The following is an 18685-nucleotide window of genomic DNA, read 5'->3' as shown; positions in this document are numbered from 1 at the left end:
CCGTCGGGCACCCTCTTCCGGTAGCGCCGGGCCATGGCCGGCGAGCGGAGCGGCGCCGTTGCCTTCGCCCACGCAGATGTCACACGCCTGCGCTAGTCTGTGGCCAGGTCGCAACAGGGAGTCATCGCATGCACCGCGCTCACCAGCATGCTGTCAGCCAGACCCGCGAACGGCGTCATCGCCTCGCCCACGAAGCCGCCCGGCTGATGGCCGAAGGCGGAATCCGCGACTTCCACCAGGCCAAACTCAAGGCCGCCAGCCGCCTTGGCATCCACGATGATGCTTCCCTGCCCCGCAATGTCGAGATCGAACAGGCGCTGCGCGAGTACCAACGGCTGTTCTCCGGCCCGCAGCACGGCAGCGAACTACAGCGGCGGCGCGAGTCCGCGTTGCGGGCGCTGGAGTTCCTGCACGGGTTTTCGCCGCGCCTGGCCGGACCGGTGCTGGACGGCACCGCCGATGCCAACAGCCCCGTGCAGTTGCACCTGCACAGTGACGACCCGGAGGCCGTGCATCGCTTCCTGGACGAACATCGCATCCCCGCCGAATCGCGTACGCGGCGCCTGCGGATGGACCGTGAGCGCAACCTGGATGTACCGGTGTGGGTGTTCAGTGCCGAAGACCTGACCTTCGACCTGGCCGTCCTGCCCTACGATGCGTTGCGCCAGGCCCCGCTGTCGCCGGTGGACGAGAAACCCATGCGGCGGGCCTCGGCCACGCAGTTGCGGCAGCTGCTGGCCGAGATGGAAATCACCGCCTACATCGGCGGTTGATCATGGCAGAGCCGGGCCTGTGCCCGGCTCTGCGCCAAGAGCAGCCGAGCATGGCCCAGCGCTACTGGAAGATCAGCTGTTCCTGGGCAGGGGTTGCCAATCGTGCCAGCCACGGCACCGCCGCACGGTACGGATACTCGGCCATCATGCGCGCATGCATCTTCTGCAGGTCATGCAGGTTCCAGGCATGCGCATACACATCCTGGAAGTCATCCGCCCAACCACTGCGCACGCGCGTGCGTTCGCCATCAAGGTTCGGCACCAGGTACCACGGCACTTGCAGGATCTCGGCAAGCGCCTTGTTGCGTACCGCACTCTCATGCCCCGACCGCTGCAGCTGTTCGATGCGGAAACTCACGCGGCCGCAGGGAAAGGGCATGCAGGCACCGGTAGCGTTGATGTAGTCGGCGATGTCGGCGTACATGTCCGCCTGCAGCTTCATCGCCACCGGGTCCTGCAGCGTCTGCCGGACCCGCAACGTGCGCTGGGTGCTGCCGCGGATCTCCGCAGCACTGTAGAAGGGATCACCCGGCGTGGTGCCGCCGTGGCGCACCAGCACGATACGATGGATCGCTTCGTCGGTCAGCACTTCCACCCGCACGGCTGCGGCCTCCGGATGGATGCGCGGCTGCGGCACGTTCACCACGCGCCAGAACCCCCACACCATCAACCCCATGCAGACCATCAGCACCAGGCAGGCCAGCGTCCACGTATCCATGTCGTGGGTGAAGTAGCGGATGCGGGCGCGCCACAGGTAGTAGCGCCGATAGGTCATGAAGCGGCTCATGAAGCGATACATTGCGACCTCCTCTGCAATGGCCCCGGCGCGGCGGGGCTCGTTACGCGCATCACACCGGGGCGCCATGGCTTACCAGCCGATGCCCACACCCACACCCATGCTGCGTTCACCGCTGTTGGTGAAGGCACCATTGAGGCTGAAGGTGGCTGAGCCCTTGTCGTTGAGCACGCGCTGGTAACCCACCGCCATGGCCGACTCGCCCTCGGCGTAGCCCACGCCCGCGCCGAGGCGGTTGTAGGTGGCCAGGCCGGCGGTGTTCATGGCCATGGCCGTCTGCGCGCTGCTCATCGCCGCCATGCGGTTGAAGCGCTTGTCCATCTTGTCCAGGCGGCGCTCGAAGTTGCTGATCGCACCGTCGGTGTACTCGTTGGCACGGGCCAGCATCTTTTCCAACTCGGCGGTGTCGACCTGCGGCGTGGGCGCGGGCGAGTCATCCTTTTTCGCCTTCGGCTGCGGTGCAGGCGAAGCGTCCTCGCCTGCCGAAGCGACCTGCGGCGAACCGCTGGCTTCCGGGCTTGGCATGATCTCTTCGGTCGGCGCCGCCGATGCCGTGGCCATTGCACGCGCCTGCGGCTGGCCGTCCACGCGTTGCTCCAGGCCATCGATGCGACCGTTGAGCTGCTGCTGCGCGGCATGCAACTGGCCACCGTTGACCGCCTCGCGGCTGCCGGCGGCGATCAAGCCGTTGGCGACGTTGGAGATGACCATGCCGTTGGCACCCGCCAGGGTGAGCTGGGTGGTGCCGTCGCTGCGGACGGACGGAGATTCCTGGAACACCGAGCGGAGCTGGGTTTCCACGCGGTCGACACGGGAGCCGGTGGTGACTACGGCCGAGTCGAGCGTGGCGAGGGCTTCGTTGATGGTGTTCTGGTGTTGGCCCTGGACGTTGAAGCCGGGGGTGACGACACGACCATTCTCATCGAGACCCGCACCGCCCCCAAGTGCAGCTAGCGACTCGCTCAACTGTGCCACGGTGACTGCATCATGCTCACCAGTGCCACGACCAAGGTTCACCAAACGCCGTTTAACCGAGCCGTTACCGAATGAAGCCGTATTTGATTCGGTCGCGATTGAGTAGGAACCCAGCGCGAGCGCTCCATCAGCGCCTGCTACCACACGACTCGACGCGCCAAAGGCCACACCCTGGTTCGCATAGACATTCGAACCAACGCCCAGAGCAAACCCGCTCTCAGCAGAATCGGCCACGTTAGATCCTCGGCCCAGCGCAACTGAGTTCGTCCCTTGTGCAATCGAGTAACTCCCGATGGCCACACCACCTTCAGAGCCGGTAGACGCCTTGGCGGAATCCCCCAATGCGACACCGAGGAGACCAGCCTCGGCATCATTGCTCAGGCCGTCAAATCCCACGCTCAGGAAACGCCCCGTCTGCTCCAGCTCTCGCACGCGCAGATTTGTGGAGAACAGCTGCCCACCGTTCACAACATCCCTACTCCCAGACGACAGTTCACCATCTGATACACCCGTCAGCGTGGCGCCGCCGTAGTCGATCACGCCGTATGCGTCCCCGGCAGTTGAAGCACCAGATCCGCTTGCATCAAGCAATGCATTCAGTTCGCTTCGGTTCCGATCAACATCCTGCTTGACTGCAAACAGCTGATTGCCAGTCACCGCATCACGACTACCCGCAGCAATGCGACCATCTGCCAGATTCGACAGAACCATGCCCTGCGCGCCAGCCAGGTTCACCTGGGCGATTCCTTCTGCGCTGGTTGATGGCGACTGTTGGAATGTCGCACGCAGCTGGCCTTCGACGCCATCTACTCGGCTATCGGACCTGAGCACTGCGCCATCGAGCACAGCCAAGGCGTCACCTACGCTGTTCTGCGTGCCACCCTGTACATTGTAGACAGGAGCAATGACATCGCCTCCTGAGCCAAAGCCGGCGCCTCCGCCGAGCATTGCCAGTGCGTCACTGACCTGACCAATCGTCGATGCATCACCTTCATTCACACCCCGAGCGACATTCACAACCCGGCGCTTCAAAACACCTTGTCCAACTGAGACCGTCATCGCCTCAGTTGCAATGGAGCCGGCGCCCACGGCGACACTGTTGAAAGCAGCTTCGGAAACAGAGCTGCCGGCACCTATTGCAACACCCTTCTCCGACTCAACGGATGCCCTGACTCCTAGCGCGAAGCCATCCTCAGCCTTTGCCGCGACGCTTGAAGCCCTACCCAAGGAAACTGAGTTCTTTCCCGCTGCTATCGCGAAACTACCAACGGCCACCGCTCCTTCAGCCTCGGCCCTCGCCGAATCCCCGACCGCGACCGCGACCAATCCCGCAGCCGCGCTATCGGCCGGTCCACCGCCGCCTATAGCAACGAACTTTCCGGCGCCTTCAAGTGCCGAGATCTTCTCGTTGGCCGCAAACAACTGCCCACCATTCACGGCATCGGTACTGGCCGCCGAGCTGACATCCCCCGCCGCCACTCCCGATATGCGCGCACCTTCCATGTCCACAAGCAGGCGATCGGCACTGAACTTCACTACCCCATCCAGATCCGGATCAAAGTTGTCCACATCTGTACGAAGCTGGTCGATGTCGGCGCGGTTGATCGCGACGCGCTGGTCCTGTGCCGCAAGAGCCTGGGCATGCGTTGTCAGTTGCTGGCCGTGCAGCACCAGCGACTGGGCCTGAGTGGAAACAGCCTGGTTGGTGGCATGAAGCTGCTGTCCGGTCACGACATCGGTACTGGTGCTGCTCAGCACGCCATTGGCGACGTTGTTGACGCGCCGCTTCGCGCCGTCCTTGTTGGCCACATCCACCACGGTGCCCGCATTGTCTGCGCCCAGGCGCACATTGCCCGTGGCCGATACCTGGCTGACCAGACCACTCAACGCAGTGGCCCTGCCCAGCGCATTGTCCGCAGTGGTCTTGGCCGCAGTTGCCGCCGTCTGTGCGGCGTTGGCGGTGTTCTGCGCCGTGGTTACGTTGCTGTTGGTAGCCGCAAGCTGTCGGCCAGTGACAGCCTCGGTGCTGCTGTTGCTCAGCGTCGCGTCGGCAACCCCGCTGATACTGCGGTTGGCATTGGCCTTGTTGCGCACGTCCAACACAGTACCGGCATTTTCGCTGCCTATACGCATATTGCCCGTGGTGGACACCTGGCTCACCAGGCCGGCCAGGGTGGTGGCTTTGGCAAGCGCGCTGTCGGCTGCGGTCTTCGCCCCGGTAGCGGCCACCTGCGCGGCACTGGCTGTATTCTGTGCAGTGACCACGTTGGCATTGGTAGCGTTGAGCTGCTTGCCGGTCACGGCCTCGGTGCTGGACGTACTGAGCGTACCGTCGGCCAGATTGACCAGCTTGCGCTTGATGGCGCTGCTGCCGACGGAAATCTGATTGGCGGCGCTGGTCTGCGAACCATTGCCCAACGCCACCGAACCATTGTGCTGAGCCAGGGAACGATCACCAATGGCCACAGCACTTTCGGCCGAGGCCCTGGCCAGATTGCCCATGGCCGTCGCGTAGAGGCCGCCTGCGTGGGTACCGCGCCCGAGTGCGATGGAGTGCCCAGCGCTGGCCTCGCTCTGATATCCGATCGCGGTGGCGTGAATCACATCCGCCGATGCCTCATGGCCAATGGCAATGGCACGATCACCCACCGCGCTGGCCTGCAGCCCTGCCGCGACGGCACCATTGCCACTGCGGCTGCGCGAACCCAGCGAGACACCTGCATTCAGGTTTGCCACCTTGTTGCCAGCGGCATCCACACCAGCACGGGCGTCAAAACCCACGGCCACACTCTGGCCGTTGTAGCTTTTGGCATTGTACCCAAGCGCTGTACTCACCCCGTACGCAACCGACTCGGCGGTTGCGCCTTCACCCAGTGACAGTGCTCTCGCATTGATGCGATTGGTTGCCGCCGTCACGTTCTGATTGGTGGCGAACAGCTGCTGCCCGGTAACCGCATCGGTACTGGTTGCGCTCAGCGTGCCGTTGCGGACACCGTTGAGATAGCGGGCAGCACCACTTTTATTGCTGACCGTCAGTGTCGTGCCGGTGTTCTCCGCACCAATGCGAACCGCCCCGCCCGTGCTCGCCTGGCTGATCAGGCCACTGGTCGCAGTCGACAACTGATACAGCTGCTTTCCCGTTACTGCATCTGTGCTGGTGGCATTCAGGCGTGCATCGCCCACATTGACGATACGGCGCTTGGTGTTGGTGTTGCCAACCGATATCGTATTGCCTTCGTTGGCGACCGAACCACGTCCGAGTGCCACCGTGCCATTCGCAGTAGCCTTGGCCTCGTAGCCCATGGCCAGGCCGTCGAACTCGGCACGTGCCTTGCCGCCAAGCGCGATGGCGCCGGTCCAACCAGCGGTCCCTGCATAGGCATCACCGCCGATGGCAATCTTCGACACGCCTGCGCCCTCATTTGTCCTTGAGCCGCTGCCGACTGCGATGGAATTTTCGGTGTAAGCCTTCGCGTTGTGGCCGAACGCGATTGCACCAATACCATCGCCCACCGCATGCGCACCAAATACCGAGGCATATCCCTTTTTCGCCACCGCTCCGTAGCCAAATACTGAGTTCTTGTCACCCTCGGCAGACGTTCGGTTTCCGAAACTGGTGGAGTAGAGACCGTCGGTCCATGCTCCCCCTCCCATGGAAAGATAGTAGGAACTACGCGACGAAGCATTCGCATTTCCCACGTCCTCGTGCCCAACGAACGGAGCGCAGCGGACAATTCCGGACACACCACCATCACAGCCATAGAAAATGGCCGCGCTCGCAGTGGTGGAAAGTGAGCCAATCAAAACGGATGCCAGCAAGCCGCCTTGGACACCTCCCGCGCTGCGTCCCTTCCTTCGGGTCAGCTCACTTGCCACCACCCAGCATTGGCGGGCGGCGGACCAAAGTCGTCGATAGATCTTGTTCATGGATTCTCCTTAACAAACGAAACAGAAGGAACCGCTGTGGCACCAAGCCACAGCGGCGTGATGCATTCAGAGCGCGACGTTGTGCAGGTGCTCGCGATAGCCATCGCGGGTCAGCCGATAGCGCAGCTGCAGCGTGTGACCCGGCTGCAATGGGAACGGCAGCTCCAGCGCGCTGCCGGGGTACAGGCTGCGCGAGACGTCATGTGCGGTGCAGCGCGCACCATCGCAGTCAACGATGCTGGTGATGCCCACGCGTACCGTGCCGGTGTTGCGCAGCTGGTTTCCCTCCACCTGCACGTCCATCGTCGATTGCGCGGGCAGCACATTGACCAGTGCGCCCCAGACCAGGCTGACGCCGACATTGGCCTGGGCACTCTCACCCTCGCCTGCCGGGTCTGCACGTTCGGGGCCGCGCACGCCCTCGAAGTACACGCGGTATGCCGTTTCCTTTTCGACCGGCTGCAGCGGAATCACACGGATCAGCCGGTTGCCGCCACCGGCGAGGGCGAACTTTCCCGGCGTGATGGCGATGGCGGCCTCATTCGGCTCCACCTCAACCTCCTGTTCACCTGCCCCCGCCGGGTCGACGATGCGCTTGATAGATGCCTGCACGTACTGCGGTTGGGTGGACTGCGAGTAGATGCGTATCTGTGCGCCTTTCTTCGCGTCTACCGACGTACGCATGGGGTGCACGGTGAGATTGGCATGGGCAGGCAACGCCATCAGCAGCGACAGCGGCAGCAGGCAGCGGACTAGGGGTTTCATCGGGGACTCCATGTGGGGTTCAGGGCGTGACAGTGGGAACACGCAGTTCCACCTTGAGATCGCCGCTGTAGTAGCCGGGGCGCTTGGTGCTGACCGGCACGCGCGGTGTTTCCAGCGTCAATGGTGTAGGCACGCAGAACACCGGCTGCGTCATGCCGGGCAGCAGCACCAGGCGCAACCTTGCGGTATCGATGCCATGCAGCAGCTGCTCCACGCCGTTGCGCATGGGCACTGCACTGCCGTTGTGATCCAGGGTGACGGTGTAGTCCACGCGCTGGGTGGTATCACTGCCGCCATCGACGTGCCATACCGAGTAGCCCAAGGGCCCGGGAGGTTGCGCGCCGCTGTCACGCACGGTGACGCCGAGGTAGCTGCTCTGCGAGCCAAGCCCGTCGTACAGGCACATGTCGAGCTGGGTACGGCCACCGATGGTCTGCGCGATGGGGTCGTACTGCAGGTTCAGGCCGACGTGCGGGGTGACCTGGTCGAAAAGCGGGAAGTAGATGGAGACCGCGTTCTTGTCCGTTACCGCAAGAGCAAAATCAAACGTATACGTTGCGATATTCAAATGAGATGGTGTGTGCAGTGAAAGAGCCAGTTGAGCCGTCCAGTTCCCTGCAACCAACCTCTCAAGCTGCTTTCCTTGCAGCTCCATTGACACAGCCGTTCCCACTGGTTTCCCGAAGCAGGGCGTGAAACTCGATGACCAAATCAGGCGAATTAAACTATCCCAGTAATCAAGGCTACAGGCTGTTGTTGCTTCGCCTCGACGCAGTTCTGCTACCACGTCGAGATCTTCTGTCATTCCACTTCGTCGTTCGGTAAATCGAAGTGGAATAACACTCTTGATGTTTGTCGCATTCTCAAGCGTGTCATTGACCGGGCATTTCCCCTGTGCTGAGTCACTGCTTGATTTGCAGGTCAGATACAACCTTCCGTAGTCAAGCGTCCCAAGCAGTTCATAGCCCAGCACAGTCCTCCGCGGCCACAACTCGATATCTCCCGGCATCGCAGAGCGATCCCAACTCATCACGATGTCGCGGTGCTCGCTCGACGGATGCGTCTCCGGCGGCTGTTGCGCCTTCGCCCTCGGCACCAACAGCACCAGCCCACACAACACCGCCATCACCCACCACACACGCCGACTCACTTCGCACCTCCCGCTGCTGCGGTCTGTGGCGTGGCGGCAATCAGCGCCTGCTCCTGCAGCAACCGCGTCACCCGTGCCTGGTGGCGAATGTCGGCGGGCAGCTGGGCCACGGCCAGCCGCTCGCACTGCACGGCGCCTACCAGCATCACCACGCTGCGGCGCTCGCGCACCTGCAGCGGGCAGTGCAGCAACCGGTCGTCCTGCAGCAGGTACAGGGTCTTCTCGCGTCGTGGGAAGTCGGCCACGAAACCTCCATTGCTGCCGGTGCCGGGCACCGGCGCGTTGAGAATGCGGGCGCCGCGCAGCGGTGCGCCGGCGATGTCCTGGGCGTTGCCGATGAAGGTGTAGGTCACTTCAATCGGCACCGGCATGCGCACCAGCCGGCCTGGTGGCAGGAACAACGGACGCGCGCCGCCCACACCGCTCACGCGCACGGCGGCGATGCTGTCCAGGGCGCTGGCGTCCTGCACTTCAGCGCGGTGCGACTGGTAGGCGGAAATCGGCAGCAGCCGGCGCTCGCCCAGCTTCAGTCGCTGTCGACGCAGCCCGCCCACCTGCAGCTCGGCGGCAACGCCGGTCAGGTCCAGGTCGTCGGTGTCATCCACCTGCACCGCCAGCCCCGCGTCGGCGCCAACGCCAGCGCCCCAGTACACGCCGCGCTTGCCGAAGGCCAGGCCGGAACTGTGCGTGGCGCTGTACGCCACTTCGTTGCCACCCTGGTGCTGGTAGCGCGACACCGTGGCACCGGTCTGGCCGATGCGGTTCTGCAGCTGGGTACTCAGCGTGGCGCTGTAGCGCTCGTTGTTGTTGCCGCGCAGTTCGCCCGATACCTCGCGGTACTGATCCTCGTATTCCTGGCGCAGCGTCTGCCCGGCGCTGTAGTTGATGTCCGGCCGCGCATGCTGTGGTTGCCGCACGTCCACGCCATAGCGTCGCTGCGAACTGCCGCGGTCATCGTGCTGCAGGCGGTTGAGGCTGAAATTGAGGTAGATGCCGCGGTCACGGCCGTCGCGCAGCCCACCGCCGCTGGTCTGCTGCCACACGCCGATGCGGCTGGAGACACTGAACTCGCCCCAGCGCTGGCTGCGGCTGTAGCTGGCCTGCCAGGTGCGGCTGAGCTGCGGTATGCGCGCGGGCTGTGGCATCCACGGCGGCAGCAGCGGGTCAAGCGCGGCCAGCGGATCATCATCCAGCCCCGGCCGCACGGTGCCTGCACGCCAGGTCTGGCGGCGCGTATAGGCCACGTAGGCGTTGCCGCCGGCCACCGGCAGCGCCATCGAGGCGCTGAGCGAATCGGCGCAGCCGAGCCGGTCGCGCGCGTCATCCTCGAACTGGCAGGCACGGCCGCGCATGCGCTGGTGGTACACATTCCACGAAGCACGGCGACGGTAGGAAAGCTGATGCTGCTGGCCACGGCTGCCATCGCTGCCGTGCATGCCACTGAAGGTGGCGCGGACTTCCTGGGTGGCAAACACATGGCGCAGGTCTACCCGCAGTTCGCCGTAGCTGAAACCGCCCAGATCGGCGATGCCAGCGGTCATGGCCACGTTGCGCCCCATCGGCACGCGCAGGCCGCCCATGGCCGCCAGTTCGTCGTCGAAGCGGTCGCTGCGGCGCTCGTTGCGGCGGCCGCCCTGCAGGAACCACTGCACGCTGCTGTCGGTCCAGTCACCGCCCTTGTCGAACGGCGCGTCCTCGTTGCGTACCAGCACGCCGTCTTCGTAGATGCGCAGGCTGACGGTGTAGTTGCCCATGGGGAACCGGCGCGTATCGAGCTGGTTGATGCCTGCCTGCAGGTAGAAGGTCTGCAACAGGCGCTCGCCATCGAACGCATCCACACGCGCATCGCGCGCCAGCAGCACGGTGAGCGGCGTGGCCTGCACGGCGGCGGCGGAGTCCACGTAGGCCTGCGTGGTACCTAGGCGCAGGCCCTGGAAGCGATCCATCGGCAGCATGCTGAAACTGAAGGTGCCGCCCTGCGGGCTACTCAGGTTGCGGCGGTCCATGCGCCCGGCCTGCAGGTAGTGCTGCTGGCCCAGGTCATGGCGGTAGTAGGCGTTGTCGAGCTGGAAACGGCGGCTGGCAAGACCGCCGCGGTAGTGCTGCTGGCTGAAGGTCCAGTCGGCGGACAGGTGCCCGCGCTGGAACACGCCCAGTGCACCCATGCCCTGCGCGGCCAGCGCCTGGTAGCCCCGGCCACCGCTGACATTGAAGGTGTGCTGGTGCAGGAAGGCGTTCTCGGCATTGGCGCTGACCTGGTGGTAGCGCTCGGCGGCCGGCTCGCCGGGGATCCATTGGCGGGCGACAAACAGGCGCACTGCGCCCTCGCCTTCGTCATACAGCGCGCGCACGGCAGTGGGCTCCTGGGGAGGATCGATGTACCCGCAACCGGCACTGGCACCGCCGTAACGGCATGCCAGGTGGCTGTTGCGCGGTAGCGGCTGCGACAACGCCGGCAGCAGCGCAGCCTGCGCTTCGGCGGACAGCTGCAATGCCTGCAGCGCCTCGGCCGGGGTTTCCAGCTGCACGTGTTCCAGGGTCACGCGCACCGGCACCAGCCCGGTCGAACGACCGAACAGACGGATCTCCAGTTGTTCGGTCTGGCCTTCGACCAGATCCTCGAAACCGGCGGGAACGCCGCGCGCCGCGACCAGGGGTGTGGCCAGCGACAGGGCGAGCGCGACCGCCAGCCGGGTGACGGCGGGTGCGGGAGCATTCATGGGGATTACCGGAAGCAGCCGGCCCGGCAAGCGGGCCGGCGCGGGTGCCTTACGGGCTGGTGGTCTTCTGCTGCATGGCGATGGTGACGATGCCTTCGTAGCTGCCGCCGCGGGCGATCGGCGCCTGGACGGTCTGTGCAATACGCAGCGCCAGCGGGATCGATGCGCCCGGCAGTGCGCCGTCGAACAGGTCGGTTGCGGAGAAGTCCTGCGCCGCCACGGTCAGCGCCCTGCCATTGAGGCTGACGGTCAGCGGCACCGGCGCGCCGCCACCATCGGTGTTGAGCAGCTGCGGGGTGCTGCCAACACGCACTTCGATGTCCTTGCTTTCATCGTTGGAGTAGATGCGCACCTGCTGCGACCAGGGCACCAGGCCGCTGACCGGGTTGTGGACCATGTTGACCACCGAATCCAGCGCAGTGCCATCGGCCTTGAGCAGGGCCAGGGTCGGATCGACGTTGGCCCAGACCTTGATGTCGGCATCGAATGCATTGGCGGACAGCGAAACGGTAGCCAGCGCTGCAGCGAGCGCGGCCTTCTTCAGGATGGAGTTCATGGTGTCTCTCTCGGACGGTGGGATATGAGGCCTCCAGTGCGGAGGCATCACCCGCCTGCGTGGGGGCGGGCGACGGAGAGAATGGTAGGTACGCCTACCCTGCGACGGCCATTCAACCATTCCTAAATAGCTGAACGTTAAGGAAAATCTTTGAAGGCGTTCAATGTTTGAGGGTTATGCAAATTTCCTCACCCGGTCTTTGCAACAAACCTCATTGCGAGACATGCACTTTGCAGAGTCGAGCCATGATCGACGCACGGGTGCTCGTGCTGAACACTGGTGTCCAATCCTGGCCACCAGCGTGCCCTGCAGCACCACAGGCTGGTCGTCACGCTGGTCGCGGATGCGATGATCCGAAAAGATATGGAAACGACCTCCCGTGCCAGAAACCATTCATCCCGGAACCGACGTCTCTTTCAGGAACGATTCCATGGCCGCCACCAGGGCCAGCGGCGTTTCGTTCATCGGGTAATGCCCGGCATCCTCCAGGACCGCCATCGTGACCTGCCGGTAGCGGCGCAGATAGGTGCGCTCCATCAGTGCGCGGTTGAAGGTGGGATCGTGCCCACCCACCAGCACCTTCAACCGATGCTTGCCGACGATCTCATTGCTGAAATCGGTATCCGCCCATGCTGGAAGATAGGCAGCAAATGCTGCAGGTGAAGCGTGTGCCGCCGAATACGCGGCCTTCCAGTCGAGCCATTGCGCTGGCAGCCGCCCGCCGGTACTGCGATCGATGATGGTCCGACGCACGCCTACGTCCCCGGCTGCCGTTTCAAGCAGGCTTCGCGTCGCGGCGTCGTAGGCAATGCCGCCGCAGGGCACCGGCGCAATGGCCACCATGCCGTGTACCCGGTCCGGCGCAAGCACCGCCATTCGTTCAATGGCCATGCCGCCCATCGAATGACCCGCCACGCTGAAGCGTTCGTGGCCCAGGGCGGCCATCAGATCCAATGCATCGGATGCAATCTCGCCGATGGTATAGGCCCCCCGTGCATCGCGCATGCCGCCGTAGCCCCGGCAGTCCATGAAGATGTAGCTGAAGTCGTCGCGCGACAGCCATGGCTCGATGGGCTCGAACGCGTGCGCGTCGCCGAACCAGCCGTGCAGCACCAGGACAGCATGGGGTCCGTGTCCCACGCGATGGAAAGTATTGGTCATGTGGTTCCATTACAGCTGAGGGGAGCATTGATGCTAGGCAGCGCGGATCCGGCCCACCGTCGATGACGGGTCAATCGCTATAGAATCCGGGCCATGCGCAATTCGCTGCTTGATCCCTACGAAGACCTGCCACGCGATGTCGTGGTCACCTCGAACGACTACGCCGCCGAATTTGCGTTTCCCCGCCATGCCCACCGGCGCGGGCAGTTCGCATTCGCCGCGCGCGGCACCATCAGTGTGGCCACGCCGCAGGGGCGGTGGCTGGTTCCCCCACGGCGCGCCTGCTGGGTGCCTGCAGGCCTGGCGCATGAGATGACCATGCGCGGGCCGGTGACGATGCTCAACGCCTTTCTCTCCGCCGAGACGGCCGACGCAGTAGCGCTGCCGGCGCACTGCCGGGTGTACGCGGTCTCTGCGCTGTTGCAGCAGCTGCTGGAGGCGGCGGTGGACCTGCCCCCGCTGTACGACGAGGACGGGCGCGCAGGCAAACTGATGCAGCTGCTGGTGGCGGAAATCGCATCGATGCCGACACTTTCCCTGCATGCACCGCTGCCCACCGATGCACGCCTCGCACGTGTCTGCCGCGCATTGCTCGACAGTCCTTCGCTGGCAGTGCGCCTCGATGACGTTGCCGCCGAAGCAGGCATGAGCCGGCGCACGTTCACGCGCCTGTTCCGCGCCGATACGGGGGTGGGTTTTGCCGAGTGGCGGCAGCAGGTGTGCCTGCTGGTGGCCATCGAGCGGCTGGGACAGGGCCAGGCGGTGACGCGCGTGGCATTGGACTTGGGCTATGCAAGCCCGAGCGCGTTTTCTGCTGCCTTCCGGCGTGTGCTGGGATGTTCGCCGAGCCGGTACGCAGAAGCGTAGTACTCGGCCGATGCTTGGTTGTCATGCGCGCTGCGCGCGTGGGTCGAGCGTCGCTCGACGCTGTAAATGTCCATGTGCAACTGGATGGCATCAGGCCGCCTCGCGGCGGCCTGATGGATCTCACTCAACGACACGATCTCAGAAGAAGATCGCGTACAGGATCAACAGCGGAATCGGCACGCCCAAGAACCAGAGCAGAAGCGTTTTCATGGCAGGTCTCCTTGCATCAGATGCGGGTTACAGGTCGCGGCGACGGCCGCCCCAGGTGGCGCTCAGGCTGGCGAAGAACGCGCCGATCAGCAGGGTGATGAACAGCCACAGTGCGGCATAGGCCGTGGCCTTGCGCGCATCGTCGGCAGCTTGCTTGGCGGTGTTCTTGGCCTTTTCCAGCGCAGCACGCATGCGGGTCTGCACGTCGGTCACACGGGCCTGCGCTTCAGCCGGGCTCATGCCCGTCTCGCGCGCGATCAGCTGCGACAGGTACTGGGTATCGGCCGGGTCCAGGCCGTCCCCCTGCAGACTGTTGACGATGATGCGGTTCACTTCGGCACGGACTTCGCGGCGGTCGCCCATCGGGCCATTGCCCGGCATCGGGCGCGGCGGCGGCGGGGCTGTGCGGGCGTCACGTGGGCCAACGCTGGCGGCGGCCGGGGGCGGCGGCGGTGCGGCAGGGTCCATTGGGCTGGTACCCGGCGCTGCGCCCGCTGCCGGCGCAACCGGAGGTGCACCGGCAGCGTCCGGGCCCGCCGTGGTGGCACCGCGGAACAGCGAATCCACCCAGTAGTTGAGGTCGCTCTCCGGTGCGCCTGCAGCAGCGCTGCCAGCTCCGGCCACGGCAGCACCGGCAGTGGTGGCAGCGGCGCCTGCGGTCGCGCCGGCAACCTTTGCGCCGGCGCCCAGCACGCCACCGATGGCCGAGGTCAACAGGCCAGCAGTGAGCAGGGTCGCCACAGCCCAGGACACGAAGCCGTGCGCGGTGTCGCGGAAGTAGGTTTCATCACCGTGCAGCTGCGTCCACTTGGTGCGCAGGCGACCGGCCAGGTAGCCGCCAAGACCGGAAGCGGCCAGCGCGGTGAAGGTCAGCCACGCGACGCTGGTCCAGCCGAAGGTTTCCTTGGACACCCCTTCGAACGACCAGGGCGAAACCGAGGACAAGCCGAGGCCAACACCCAGGATCAGCAGGATCAGCGACAGTGCGGCGGCCGCAACGGCGCCGGCGAAAATGGCGCCCCAGGACACCGCGCTTTCGCTGGGCGGTGGCACGACGGGAGTGGCCACCACGGTGGCGATGTCAGGACCGAGTGGATCGCGCTCGGGCAGGTCGAAACGGGTACTCATGGGTTGGACGCTCCGTATCAGTGCTGCAGGTGCAGCTGGCGTCCTGAGGCTGCGCGAGCGCTTGTGAAGCTGGTGAGACCCTTGAATCACGCGGTCTTGCCGCGGCGAACATCGTGCCAAGCGCCGGACGCAGTAGATCCACGCCATGCGTGGATGATGTTTCGCGGACGCCCAAATCGTGCCAACCAAGGTTGGCATCCACCGAAGCCGGAGCGCAGTAGATCCACGCCATGCGTGGATGATGTTTCGCGGACGCCCAAATCGTGCCAACCAAGGTTGGCCCCCACCGAAGCCGGGGCGCAGTAGATCCACGCCATGCGTGGATGATGTTTCGCGGACACTCAAATCGTGCCAACCAAGGTTGGCACCCACCGAAGCCGGGGCGCAGTAGATCCACGCCATGCGTGGATGATGTTTCGCGGACGCCCAAATCGTGCCAACCAAGGTTGGCACCCACCGAAGCCGGAGCGCAGTAGATCCACGCCATGCGTGGATGATGTTTCGCGGGCGCCGAAAGCGTGCCAACCAAGGTTGGCATCTACCCAAAGCGAAGCAAAAAAAACGCCCCGCAATCGCGGGGCGTCTTCAGCACAACCTACCGCAGGCGATCAGCCCTGGTAGTCGCGCACGTCGTGGCCGGTGTAGACCTGGCGCGGACGGCCGATCTTCATTTCCGGGTCGACCTGCTGTTCCAGCCAATGCGAGACCCAGCCGGAGGTACGGCCCAGGGCGAACATGACGGTGAACATCTCGGTCGGGATCTGCAGCGCCTTGTAGATGATGCCGCTGTAGAAATCGACGTTCGGGTACAGCTTGCGCGCGACGAAGTACTCGTCCTGCAGCGCGGCCTGTTCCAGCTTCACGGCCACGTCCAGCAGCGGATCCTGCACGCCCAGCTGCTTGAGCACCTTGCCGGTCATCTCGCCGATGACCTTGGCGCGCGGGTCGAAGTTCTTGTACACGCGGTGGCCGAAGCCCATCAGGCGGAAGCCGGAGGTCTTGTCCTTGGCCTTCAGCACTGCCGATTCGACGTTGTCGGCCGAACCGATCTCTTCCAGCATCTTCAGCACGGCTTCGTTGGCACCGCCGTGGGCCGGACCCCACAGCGCGGTGACGCCAGCGGCGACCGACGCATACGGGTTGGCACCGGTCGAACCGACCAGACGCACGGTCGAGGTCGACGCGTTCTGCTCGTGGTCGGCGTGCAGGATGAACAGCAGGTCCAGTGCCTTGACCACGTCCTGGTTCAGTTCGTACTTGCCATCAGCCGACTCGAAGGTCTGCTTGAGGAAGCGGCTGACGTAGTCCAGCGAAGTATCCGGCTTGTTGGCCGGCAGGCCCTTGCCGTGGCGGTAGATCAGCGCCGACAGGGTCGGCACCTTGGCGATCAGGCGCACGGCAGCCTGGCGGCGCTGTTCGGCGTCGGACAGGTCCAGCGAGGCGTGGTAGATGCCCGACAGCTGCGCGATGGCGGCGGTCAGGATGGCCATCGGATGGGCATCCTTGGCGAAGCTGCCGATCAGGGTGTTGATCGACTCATCGACGTTGGCTTCGGCAGCCAGCTCGTCGGTGAAGGCCTTCAGCTGCTCGGCGCTCGGGCGCTCGCCGTTGATCAGCAGGTAGGCCACTTCGACGTAGCTCGACTTTTCCGACAGCTGCTCGATCGGGTAGCCGCGATACAGCAGCACGCCCTTGTCGCCGTCGATGTAGGTGATGGCGGACTTGCAGCTGGCCGTCGCGGTGAAACCGGAATCGTAGGTGAAATACCCCGTTTCCTTGGTCAGCTTCGCGATGTCGACGCAGTCGTTGCCGAGGGTGGGTTTGATGACGGGCAGAACGACCGACTTATCGCCGGCGTTGAGCGTGACCTGATCAAGATCGGACACTGTGTGCGCTCCTTCATGGGAAGGCGCCTGCCCAAGCGCATTGGTCAGGCACGTGAATGACGTCCTCGGCCTGTGCCGGGGATCAGGTCATTATCGCACAGCAGCATTTGCCGGGCGCTAGACAGAAGTCGTAGACGACAGGCAGCCGGCACCCTGCCAGCGAGCGGCCGGGATCGGCAAAAGCGTTGTCACAAGGACGCAGTGTTCCGTCCATCCAAACGCCCGTTGGGTAGGCGCTGGACAAAAACAAACGGCCGCGCAGAGCGCGGCCGTCGGTTCGAACCGGGAACGACGTATCAGCGCGCGTAGCGCTTCTGGAACTTGTCGATACGGCCCGAGGTGTCGATGACCTTGTGCTTGCCCGTGTAGAACGGATGCGAAGCCGAGGAAATTTCAACCTTCACCAGCGGGTAGTCGTTGCCGTCTTCCCACTTGATGGTTTCCTTCGTGCTCATGGTCGAGCGGGTCAGGATCTTGAAATCGGAGGTGACGTCATGGAAGACGACGTCGCGGTAGTTCGGATGGATATCGGCCTTCATGGGCTCACACCGTAAATGGGCTGGTGGTCAAGAGCGGCATTATAAGCACTGGTTGCCGCCCGGGGCAACCAGTGCAGGGGGCTGACCTCAGTCCGCACCCAGGGCCTGGCGTACCAGGGCCTCGAAACGCCCTTGGTCGTAGGCCATCAGCAGATCGCAGTTGTCCGGCTGGCCGGTCTGGCGGTTCCAGTCGACGATGGTCGCGCCGCGGCTGAACGTGCCGTTCAGTTCCACATTCAGCGGCCGCGATTCAACCTGCAGCTGCCCTTCCGGGTTCAACGCCCAGGCCATGGCCAGCGCGTCGGCGGTATACCAGCGGCCGCCCTTGCTGTCTTCGGACAGGCCACGGGTCTTGCGCGAGATCAACTCGTAGAAGCGCGCGCGATCGGAATCGGCACCCAGCCACTGCTCGGCTTCGGCCAACGGCAGGCCGTGGGCAACGGTGGCTTCCCAGTCCGACACCAGCAAGTGCGGGAACGCAGTGAACACCACATGCGCGGCTTCCGGATCGAAGGCGATGTTGAATTCGGCGGCGGGGGTGATGTTGCCGTGGCAGGTGACTGCGCCGCCCATCACCACGATGCGCTTGATGCGCTGGGGCAGGGTCGGATCGAGTTTCAGCGCCAGCGCCAGGTTGGTCAGCGGGCCGAGCATCACCAGCATCAGTTCGCCGGCATGCTGGTGCGAGAGGCGCAGGATGGCCAGCGCGGCGTGCTCGGCGTCGGCCTGGCGGCTCGGCGGCGGCAGGTCCACATCGCCATAGCCATCGCGGCCATGCACGTGGGCGGCGTCGACGGATGGATGCAGCAGCGGATCGGGGCTGCCGGCGAACACCGGCACGTCGGTGCGGCCGACGATGTCGCAGAGCTTGAGGGCGTTGCGGACGGTGTACTGCAGGCCTACGTTGCCGGCGGCGATGGTCAGGGCGACCACGTCATGCCGTTCATCGGCGAAGGCCATCAGCAGGGCCAGTGCGTCGTCGACACCGGGGTCGGTATCGATCAACAGCGGGATCTTCTTGGTCATCGTTGCCGTCTTCAGATCGGCAACGAAGTGTGGACCGGGATGATGACCGTTGCAAGTATGGGGGTTCGGGTTCGGCCGGGCTGCGCCCGGCACCCGCCGAATCAACGGCAACGGCAACGACAACGGCAGAAGCTGGCATTCCGTGGGATGGCGGGGTGGGTCCGGTTGCGGGGGACGCTGCAAGTACGTCCATGTAAGCTCGGTCG

13 protein-coding genes are annotated in these 18685 nt (G+C 64.6%); 2 read left to right on the top strand and 11 right to left on the bottom strand.

Translation table 11 applies throughout. From position 1 onward, the window contains the following. Positions 1–128 precede the first annotated feature (128 nt). Positions 129–773 (top strand): hypothetical protein, encoded by a 645-nt coding sequence (locus AC3WTC_RS14020; RefSeq protein WP_059064965.1) that lies wholly within the window; start codon positions 129–131, stop codon positions 771–773. A gap of 61 nt (positions 774–834) precedes the next feature. Here the strand turns inward: AC3WTC_RS14020 and AC3WTC_RS14015 are convergent, their stop codons facing one another. The 7 genes from AC3WTC_RS14015 to AC3WTC_RS13985 form a co-directional block, all read right to left on the bottom strand. Further along, positions 835–1572 carry a hypothetical protein gene (locus tag AC3WTC_RS14015; RefSeq protein ID WP_492711685.1) on the bottom strand — a complete coding sequence of 246 codons (738 nt, stop codon included), beginning with the start codon at positions 1570–1572 and terminating at the stop codon, positions 835–837. Between the two features lie 69 nt (positions 1573–1641). Then, positions 1642–6471: an ESPR-type extended signal peptide-containing protein gene (locus AC3WTC_RS14010; protein ID WP_492711683.1), complete on the bottom strand. Its 4830-nt coding sequence runs from the start codon at positions 6469–6471 to the stop codon at positions 1642–1644. Positions 6472–6537: 66 nt separating this feature from the next. Continuing rightward, positions 6538–7236, bottom strand: a complete 699-nt coding sequence (locus AC3WTC_RS14005; protein ID WP_492711682.1) for a pilus assembly protein — start codon at positions 7234–7236, stop codon at positions 6538–6540. A 19-nt stretch (positions 7237–7255) separates the two neighbouring features. Continuing rightward, positions 7256–8386 carry a CblD like pilus biogenesis initiator family protein gene (locus tag AC3WTC_RS14000; protein WP_492711680.1) on the bottom strand — a complete coding sequence of 377 codons (1131 nt, stop codon included), beginning with the start codon at positions 8384–8386 and terminating at the stop codon, positions 7256–7258. Further along, positions 8383–11106 (bottom strand): TcfC E-set like domain-containing protein, encoded by a 2724-nt coding sequence (locus tag AC3WTC_RS13995; RefSeq protein ID WP_492711678.1) that lies wholly within the window; start codon positions 11104–11106, stop codon positions 8383–8385. The genes AC3WTC_RS14000 and AC3WTC_RS13995 overlap by 4 nt, the downstream gene beginning before the upstream one ends. A 49-nt stretch (positions 11107–11155) precedes the next feature. Beyond that, entirely contained in the window at positions 11156–11662 is a 507-nt protein-coding gene (locus AC3WTC_RS13990; RefSeq protein WP_025874221.1) for a CS1 type fimbrial major subunit, read from the bottom strand. 393 nt (positions 11663–12055) lie between these two features. Next, positions 12056–12823 (bottom strand): alpha/beta fold hydrolase, encoded by a 768-nt coding sequence (locus AC3WTC_RS13985; RefSeq protein ID WP_492711676.1) that lies wholly within the window; start codon positions 12821–12823, stop codon positions 12056–12058. A 93-nt stretch (positions 12824–12916) separates the two neighbouring features. Here AC3WTC_RS13985 and AC3WTC_RS13980 point away from each other — a divergent pair, with 93 nt between their 5' ends. Then, complete coding sequence (locus AC3WTC_RS13980) at positions 12917–13690, top strand: AraC family transcriptional regulator (RefSeq protein WP_492711675.1); 774 nt, start codon at positions 12917–12919, stop codon at positions 13688–13690. 237 nt (positions 13691–13927) lie between these two features. Here AC3WTC_RS13980 and AC3WTC_RS13975 read toward each other — a convergent pair whose 3' ends face one another. The 4 genes from AC3WTC_RS13975 to AC3WTC_RS13960 form a co-directional block, all read right to left on the bottom strand. Then, the gene (locus tag AC3WTC_RS13975) at positions 13928–15028 is read right to left on the bottom strand and encodes a hypothetical protein (protein ID WP_154881016.1); all 1101 of its coding nucleotides are present in this window, start codon (positions 15026–15028) and stop codon (positions 13928–13930) included. A gap of 608 nt (positions 15029–15636) precedes the next feature. After that, the gene (locus AC3WTC_RS13970) at positions 15637–16914 is read right to left on the bottom strand and encodes a citrate synthase (protein WP_025874217.1); all 1278 of its coding nucleotides are present in this window, start codon (positions 16912–16914) and stop codon (positions 15637–15639) included. Positions 16915–17210: 296 nt separating this feature from the next. Next, positions 17211–17453: a type B 50S ribosomal protein L31 gene (locus AC3WTC_RS13965; RefSeq protein WP_006389217.1), complete on the bottom strand. Its 243-nt coding sequence runs from the start codon at positions 17451–17453 to the stop codon at positions 17211–17213. An 87-nt stretch (positions 17454–17540) separates the two neighbouring features. Then, positions 17541–18479: a nucleoside hydrolase gene (locus AC3WTC_RS13960; RefSeq protein WP_059064983.1), complete on the bottom strand. Its 939-nt coding sequence runs from the start codon at positions 18477–18479 to the stop codon at positions 17541–17543. Positions 18480–18685: the final 206 nt, after the last annotated feature.

The organism is Stenotrophomonas sp. FW305-C-20-S1 (genome assembly GCF_058783335.1).
Note: the sequence above shows the minus strand (reverse complement) of the source record. Positions and strands in the feature narration are given on the sequence as shown.

Bases quoted from the DNA above. Each gene is read 5' to 3' on its own strand.
- AC3WTC_RS14020 (WP_059064965.1), top strand. From the start codon at position 129: ATGCACCGCGCTCACCAGCATGCTGTCAGCCAGACCCGCGAACGGCGT.
- AC3WTC_RS14015 (WP_492711685.1), bottom strand. From the start codon at position 1,572: ATGTATCGCTTCATGAGCCGCTTCATGACCTATCGGCGCTACTACCTG.
- AC3WTC_RS14010 (WP_492711683.1), bottom strand. From the start codon at position 6,471: ATGAACAAGATCTATCGACGACTTTGGTCCGCCGCCCGCCAATGCTGG.
- AC3WTC_RS14005 (WP_492711682.1), bottom strand. From the start codon at position 7,236: ATGAAACCCCTAGTCCGCTGCCTGCTGCCGCTGTCGCTGCTGATGGCG.
- AC3WTC_RS13995 (WP_492711678.1), bottom strand. From the start codon at position 11,106: ATGAATGCTCCCGCACCCGCCGTCACCCGGCTGGCGGTCGCGCTCGCC.
- AC3WTC_RS13990 (WP_025874221.1), bottom strand. From the start codon at position 11,662: ATGAACTCCATCCTGAAGAAGGCCGCGCTCGCTGCAGCGCTGGCTACC.
- AC3WTC_RS13985 (WP_492711676.1), bottom strand. From the start codon at position 12,823: ATGACCAATACTTTCCATCGCGTGGGACACGGACCCCATGCTGTCCTG.
- AC3WTC_RS13980 (WP_492711675.1), top strand. From the start codon at position 12,917: ATGCGCAATTCGCTGCTTGATCCCTACGAAGACCTGCCACGCGATGTC.
- AC3WTC_RS13975 (WP_154881016.1), bottom strand. From the start codon at position 15,028: ATGAGTACCCGTTTCGACCTGCCCGAGCGCGATCCACTCGGTCCTGAC.
- AC3WTC_RS13965 (WP_006389217.1), bottom strand. From the start codon at position 17,453: ATGAAGGCCGATATCCATCCGAACTACCGCGACGTCGTCTTCCATGAC.
- AC3WTC_RS13960 (WP_059064983.1), bottom strand. From the start codon at position 18,479: ATGACCAAGAAGATCCCGCTGTTGATCGATACCGACCCCGGTGTCGAC.